5 protein-coding genes are annotated in these 7,103 nt (G+C 35.2%); 1 reads left to right on the forward strand and 4 read right to left on the reverse strand.

What is annotated here, in order from left to right; all coding sequences use genetic code 11:
- The first annotated feature begins 111 nt into the window (after positions 1 to 111).
- On the forward strand, positions 112 to 1,665 hold the full coding sequence (locus tag BFA01S_RS20275; RefSeq protein ID WP_066235237.1) for a polyamine aminopropyltransferase: 1,554 nt from the start codon (positions 112 to 114) through the stop codon (positions 1,663 to 1,665).
- A gap of 176 nt (positions 1,666 to 1,841) precedes the next feature.
- On the opposite strand, the gene BFA01S_RS20280 is transcribed toward BFA01S_RS20275, so the two are convergent.
- The 4 genes from BFA01S_RS20280 to BFA01S_RS20295 all read right to left on the reverse strand — a co-directional run bounded on the left by BFA01S_RS20280 (position 1,842) and on the right by BFA01S_RS20295 (position 6,978).
- Positions 1,842 to 3,098 carry an ABC transporter permease gene (locus BFA01S_RS20280; protein WP_066235240.1) on the reverse strand — a complete coding sequence of 419 codons (1,257 nt, stop codon included), beginning with the start codon at positions 3,096 to 3,098 and terminating at the stop codon, positions 1,842 to 1,844.
- A complete protein-coding gene (locus BFA01S_RS20285) occupies positions 3,091 to 3,990 on the reverse strand; it encodes an ABC transporter ATP-binding protein (protein WP_066235242.1) in 900 nt (299 codons plus the stop codon). Before BFA01S_RS20285 ends, BFA01S_RS20280 begins: the two co-directional genes overlap by 8 nt.
- 303 nt (positions 3,991 to 4,293) lie before the next feature.
- A complete protein-coding gene (locus BFA01S_RS20290) occupies positions 4,294 to 5,793 on the reverse strand; it encodes a coproporphyrinogen III oxidase (protein WP_066235244.1) in 1,500 nt (499 codons plus the stop codon).
- 315 nt (positions 5,794 to 6,108) lie between these two features.
- Positions 6,109 to 6,978: a Cof-type HAD-IIB family hydrolase gene (locus tag BFA01S_RS20295; protein ID WP_066235245.1), complete on the reverse strand. Its 870-nt coding sequence runs from the start codon at positions 6,976 to 6,978 to the stop codon at positions 6,109 to 6,111.
- Positions 6,979 to 7,103: the final 125 nt, after the last annotated feature.

A 7,103-nucleotide genomic window follows, 5' to 3' on the forward strand; every position in this document is an offset into this window, starting at 1 on the left:
GGATCTTTACGGACAGTTGATCTCTCACTTCACTTCCTCAAACTCTTAGAACTTTGAAGTGGGAGTCTTACTGCCCGTTGAGGCTGAGATAAAAGTGAGGAGAATATTTTTGTGATTGAAAAAAGTTTAAAACAAAGTAAAGCAATTTATTGGGCTTCAGGAATTGTTTCTGTATGCGGGATTATATTCGAAGTATTATTCGGTGCAGCAGGCTCCTATTTACTCGGTGATGGTGTGAAGCAATATACACTTACAATCTCTCTCTTTTTAACAGGAATGGGAATCGGTGCTTCTATCAGTGAAAAGGTAACAAAAAATTTAATTCTTTCTTTCGTATGGATTGAATATTTGCTCGGAATTATCGCTGGCTCATCCACCTTTTTACTATTCGGTGTGTCCGCCTTTTTAAGCTCTGGGACAGATGCTTTCTTTCTCTACTCTGTCACATTAATCGTCGGTGCATTAACCGGGGTTGAACTGCCGATTTTAATTCGAAAAGCGAATGAAATTGGCGTCACTCTTGAAAAAAGTACTGCAAGAGTTCTTTTTTCTGATTATGCTGGCGGATTAATAGGCGGTCTTTTATTCGTTTATATATTACGTCCGGAATTCGGTCTTGTAAAAACTGCTTTCTTAGTCGCTATTATTAATATCGTAATCGCTTTATGGATTTTATTTTATTTTAAAAAGGAACTAAAAACTTTCAAACGCCATGCTGCTGCAGGAATATTTATTTTATGTTTCCTCATAGCCGGTGTGTTTTTCGGGGAAGAAACAGCTTTCTCTTTCCAGCAAAAACTTTATAAAGATCCGATTATTTATTATGAACAAACAAATTATCAGGAAATTATTCTTACGAAGGAACAGGGAGATTTAAGATTATTTCTTGACGGACAATTGCAATTCAGCTCAAGTGATGAGTACAGATATCATGAAACACTCGTCCATCCTACTATGGCAGCAGTCAAGAAACATGATCATATTCTTATCCTTGGCGGCGGTGATGGACTCGCACTAAGAGAGCTGCAAAAATATAAAGAAATAAAAACAATGACTTTAGTGGACTTAGATCCAGCAGTCGTAAAGCTTGCAAAAACAAATCATGAGCTCATTACACTGAATGAAAATGCATTTGCTGATAAACGGGTACATATTAAAAATGAGGATGCATTTAAGTTTTTGGAAAATAATAAAAAGCGATTTTATGATGTCATTTTAGTAGATCTTCCTGATCCAAATAATGAATCATTAAATAAACTGTACACGCTTGAATTTTATCAGCTGTTGCGAAATCACTTAGCCCCTGGCGGATCTATTATGATCCAATCAACAAGTCCGACATTTGCAACAGAAGTATATTGGACAATTGATGAAACGGTCAAGGAAGCAGGCTTATTTACAGAAAATCTTCATGTCGATATACCAAGCTTCGGTGATTGGGGATTTGTCCTTGCAAGAAGAGAGTCATTTAAACTTGAGGAAGCGGAAATTTCAACAGAAACTAAATTTCTGACAAATGATGTTCTGAAAAGTTTAACAAGCTTCGGAAAAGATATCGATCAAAAGATAACTGATGAAAAAGGAAATCCTGTCTCACTTGAAATTAATACGCTCATGCGTCCGATTATACTTGAGAAGTATGAGAAGGCGTGGAAGAATTACTAAATAAAAACGAGGTTGTCCCAAAAGGGTAAAAAGCAACCCTTTTGGGACACCCTGCTGACAGGCCCTGTTATCAAAATTCAGTAAAATCAAGGATTTAGTGACAGGTCCTTTCAGCTTTTAAAACTTATTAGGGACTTATCGGACAACCCCGTTTTTTTAAAAAAGGCTATTCTATTTTAATCTTTCTTCGTTAATTCTAATACTTTCTTTACATCTTTCCATGAAGGTGTTTTTCCGTAAAAAAGGACTCCTCCTTTATAAATACGTGCCCCGATTACTGCTAATAATATGATTGTCCCTAACAAAATTCCAATGGACAATGCAATTTCCCAAAACGGTAAATTTAGTAGCCCTACCCGTAAAAACATAATCATTGGAGTAAAAAATGGAATATATGATGTGATTGTAATAAAAGGTGCCTCCGGGTTTCCTAAACCGAACATAGCAATCATAAAAGCAGCTACAATTAATAGAGTCATAGGTGTAATCATCTGGTTTACATCTTCTATTCTGCTAACTAATGAACCTAAAAATGCGGCGAGTGTTGCAAACAAGAAATATCCGAGTAAAAAGAAAATACCTGCGTAAATAAATGTAGATGCCGGAAGGTCAGAAAATCCTAAAAATCCTCCTGCCATGTTTTGCAAATTACTTAAATTAGCTTTTAATGATCCAAACGTAACAATTAGAATTAAAACTAACTGTGTTAGGCTTAATAAGCCGATTCCTAAAATTTTAGCAAACATATGCTGAACCGGTGACACACTTGAAATTAATATTTCCATCACTCTTGACGATTTCTCTGTTGCCACCTCCATTGCTATCATACTGGCATAGAAAATGACAGAGAAATAAATAATAAATAATAAAATATAGACAAGTACTCTTGCTTGATTTAGTTCCTCTTCTGATTTTGCATTTTCTTCTAGGGCTACTTTATTAAGTGAAACTGGAGAAAATAATTGATCGAGCTGTGCTGAATTTAAATTTAATTTCTCTGAGCCGATTTTAATTTTAACTTGCTGAAGTGCCTGCTCAATTGTATAAGGAATATCTGTTTCCGTCATTGACATCGACTTATATGTACCTCTAATAATTTCATTCCCTGCACTTGACAGTATGACATAGCCGTCAATATCACCATCTAGTACTCTGTTATCCAGTTCCGACTCATTTTCTTTTGCTTTCTCAATCTGTATCTTCTTATCTAACTCACTCATATTCTCATTAAATAATGAAAACAATTTACCAGATTCATCAATAACAGCTATCTTTGATTTCACTTCATCTTCATTCTCGAAAGCTTGGAAAATACGATCAATATTTGTAACTCCCAGCATAAGAAGCAATGTGATTACTGTTGTAATAATAAAAGATTTTGTTTTTATTTTATTTAAATAAGTCTGACCTAAAATAAGCCAAAATTTATTCATATGAGGCACCTACTTTTTCGATAAAAATATCATTTAATGATGGTTCTTCTAAGGCGAATTGCCTTACAAATCCTTTTTGCCCTAATTCATGGAAGATCCTCTGAGAAACCTCTTCATTTTCTATTTGTAGCTCCATCTTATCTGCAATCTTTTTCAATTTCACAACACCTGGGATATTTTCTAAAAAACTCAGATCAAAATCAGCTTGTACAATAACATTCTTTTTACCGAAAGCTCTCTTAATATCTTTAAGTGAACCGTGAACAACCGGCTGACCATGATGCATAATACAAAGATGATTACAGAGCTCCTCGACATGATCCATTCTATGACTCGAGAAAATAATCGACGTACCTTTTTCTTTTAATTCAATAACCGATTTTTTTAATAGTTCCACATTAACCGGATCTAATCCGCTAAATGGCTCATCAAGTATAAGCAGTTTAGGACGGTGCAATACAGCAGCAATAAACTGAATTTTTTGCTGATTCCCCTTCGAAAGCTCTTCAATTTTTTTATTCATATACTCTGGTACATTAAATCTTTCCAGCCATTCTTCTAACTCTTTCTTTGCTAATTTTTTTTCCATTCCTTTTAATCTGGCAAGATAGACTAATTGCTCCTCTACCTTCAGCTTCGGATATAACCCTCTTTCTTCTGGTAAATAGCCTATTTCATTACTATTTTCATATGTTATCTTTTGATTATTCCAAGTGATGTCTCCTTCTGTTGTACTGAGTAAACCTAGAATCATCCGAAATGTCGTCGTCTTTCCAGCACCATTAGCCCCGAGAAAACCAAACATCTCCCGTTCTGGAACGGATAAAGTTAAATTATCCACCGCAGTAAATTGCCCAAACCTTTTCGTTACATTTTCAATATGCAATACCATGTCCTCTGCCTCCCTTTCCATTTATATACGTCTGAATCTAGTAAATGTTTCAGATATATAAATATAATTTGATTTTTCTGGATGTAATTGATTATTGATATACACTGTATTTTGTCTAATAATCGAGATTTCTCATTTTCCGAAGATACATTAGCTATTTCGCACATATAAATGAAATCTCGAAGATAAGCACTCGTTATAGAAAAACGAGCTTCATTTTCCTCCCCCATATGACCAAAGACTGCATAAGTTTAGTCCAAATTTCTGATTCTTAAATTTTGTCTTCAAAAAAACTCCCGCTCCTTATGAGCGAGAGTACATTTCATTCAATATCTCAATCTTCTTCTCCGTATATTCAGCAAAACCATCATTATAAGATTTCGGGTCCTTTGGATTTGCAAAGTGCATAATCTTTCCTGTCTTTGGATCAATAAATTTACTCGCAGCTCCGCATCCAAGTCCAATAATCGACTGCTGTTCTTCCATAATCATAATATTGTAAATACTGTCCTGTCCTTCGAGTGCATAGCCAACATTTTCAAGATTTCCTAAAATATTTTTTTGACGGTATAAATAATATGGCGTATAGCCGTGTGAGCTTGTCCATTGCACGGCATTGTCCATCATTTCTGTAATTTCCTCACGGCTTGCCACTTTATATTTCTGTTTATTTCTTGTCATTTCTGATGCACGTTTAAATGACAGAGTGTGTACTGTTAATGATTCAGGCATCAGCTTCTCTGTTTCTGCTAATGTATAATCAAATTCAGCGACACCTTCACCAGGGAGACCGATAATTAAGTCCATATTAATATTATTCATGCCCATTTTTCTTGCAAGATGATATTTTTCAATCGTTTCTTCCACTGTATGATGACGGCCGATCGCTTTTAAAGTTTCCTGGATATATGATTGCGGATTAATACTGATCCGGTCAATTTTATATTTATTTAAAACATCAAGCTTTTCAGGTGTAATCGTATCAGGTCTTCCCGCTTCCACTGTTATTTCTCTTATATGTTCCAAATGAGGAAAAGATTCAATCATTTGTTCATAAAGCATATCCATTTCCTCTGCTGTAATACTTGTCGGTGTACCACCGCCATAGTAAACAGTCGTAATCTTTATATTATTATCCTTTAGCCAGCGTCCGATCTCACCAATTTCATAATGAAGTCCACCCAAAAACGAGTCAACAGATCCCTGTCTCCCATTAATTGCATAGGCAGGAAATGTACAGTAAGCACATTTTGTCGGGCAAAATGGAATACCTATATAAATGCTCACTTCATCACCTAAAGAATATAAATCAGGCACAGCTTTTAACTGACGGTTAACAATTTGCTGCATAAGCCTGATCTTTTCATCATGAATAAGATACTCCTCTTTAAACATTTTAAAAATTTCTTCTTCGGTCAAACCTTCCTGACGCTTCTTATGATAAAGCTTCGTCGGACGAATACCGGTTAAAATACCCCATTTCTGCACAATCCCTGTATACTCTTGCAAGACCGTTAAATAAACAAAAGAAAGTGTATTTTTTATTTGTTTAAAACGTTCTTTTTCATCTGTAAAGCCGGTTAAATCTTTTTCACGTTCTGCTTTACATACTTTCCCACTTTCATCCGTTACTTGACCGTAAATGAAGACTGAATGACCATTGTCTTCAATTTGAAAAACCGCTTCGAGCTCGGTTCCTTCCTTCTGAAAGCTTAATTCTGTTTCTTCGAAAAATAAATTAGAAATTAATCTTATTGGTCTGTGGAATCTCTCATCTTCCACACCTTTTATATAAACTTTCACTTTAAAAATCACCTTTAATTTTGTTTTTTGAAAACTCCTATAAGTGTATCAAACTAAGCTTCAACGTGCTAGGGGCTGTTCGATAATTCCCTTATAGCAAGTGAAGCCTGAAAAGCCCCCTTAGCACGATCCATTGATCTTAACCGATTTCCATGAAGGGGCTTTCCAGAGGCTGTCCAATAAGTTTTAAAAGCTGAAAGGTCCTGTCACCAAATCCTTGATTTTACTGGATTTCCATAACAAGACCTAGGACCTTTCGGCAGATTGTTCCAAAAGGGTTACTTTTTACCCTTTTGGAACAACCTCCCTTATTTATTATTTCTTTATTTTAATTTTTTGTAAAAAATCAATTCTTTGCTGTTTACGAAAATGTTCTTTCACCATGTATTCTACACCTTGCTGATCATTTGTGCGTGTTACCCAATCAGCAGCCTTTTTCACTTCAAATGGAGCATTTGACATGGCTACCCCTAAACCTACTTGCGAAATCATATCGAGGTCATCAATAGAATCCCCAATCGCTACTATTTCTTCCATCGGAATATTTAAATGCCTTGCTAAAGTACGCAAACCATTTTCCTTTGATACACCTTTTGCAACAAGCTCCAGTTTTTTCGGCTGAATCATCTTTAAATCAATATCTTCAAATGCAGCCCGAATTGTTTCTGCTGCTTCTCTCTTATATTCCTCATCATTAAAAACGGCTTCTATCTTTAGAGCTGATGCTGGTTCATCTAATAATGTATCACCTAATGAATCAACAAATTGAAGCGGATAAAAAATTGTATCAGATGTGTTCAACAATGTCTTATTCACCATATTATCAGGAGTTTTCTTCTTATTACCTATTGAAAACCTTTCATGAACAACCCTAATATGACAATTATAATTTTCTAATACTTGAATTAGATTGAATGTTTTTTCTTCAGAAATCCTCTTCTCAAAAAAAGGATCATCAAGTTTATTCGCAATAAATGCTCCGCCATGCGTCACATAAAAGGTTTTTAGCTTTAATGCTTTCGCAAGCTTTCTTGCTGATTGAAAATGTCTATTCGTCACAAGTGTAACTGCTACACCCTTTTTTTGAACATATTGGATAGCTTCCTTCGTCGATGGCTGGAGGCGACCATTTGATCGAAGCAATGTGCCATCAATGTTTAAAGCTAATAAACGATATACACTCACATTGGTTCCCCCTTCTACTGTTGTCGAACCTATTATGAGAATATGTCCTTTTAGAAAAAAATAGAACAAAAGGGATTAGGCATCAATGAAATTTCAGCCGGGAAGTATGTGAATCAAAAAGAGGA

This window comes from Metabacillus fastidiosus NBRC 101226, from assembly GCF_001591625.1.
Taxonomy (GTDB): Bacteria; Bacillota; Bacilli; order Bacillales; family Bacillaceae; genus Metabacillus; species Metabacillus fastidiosus.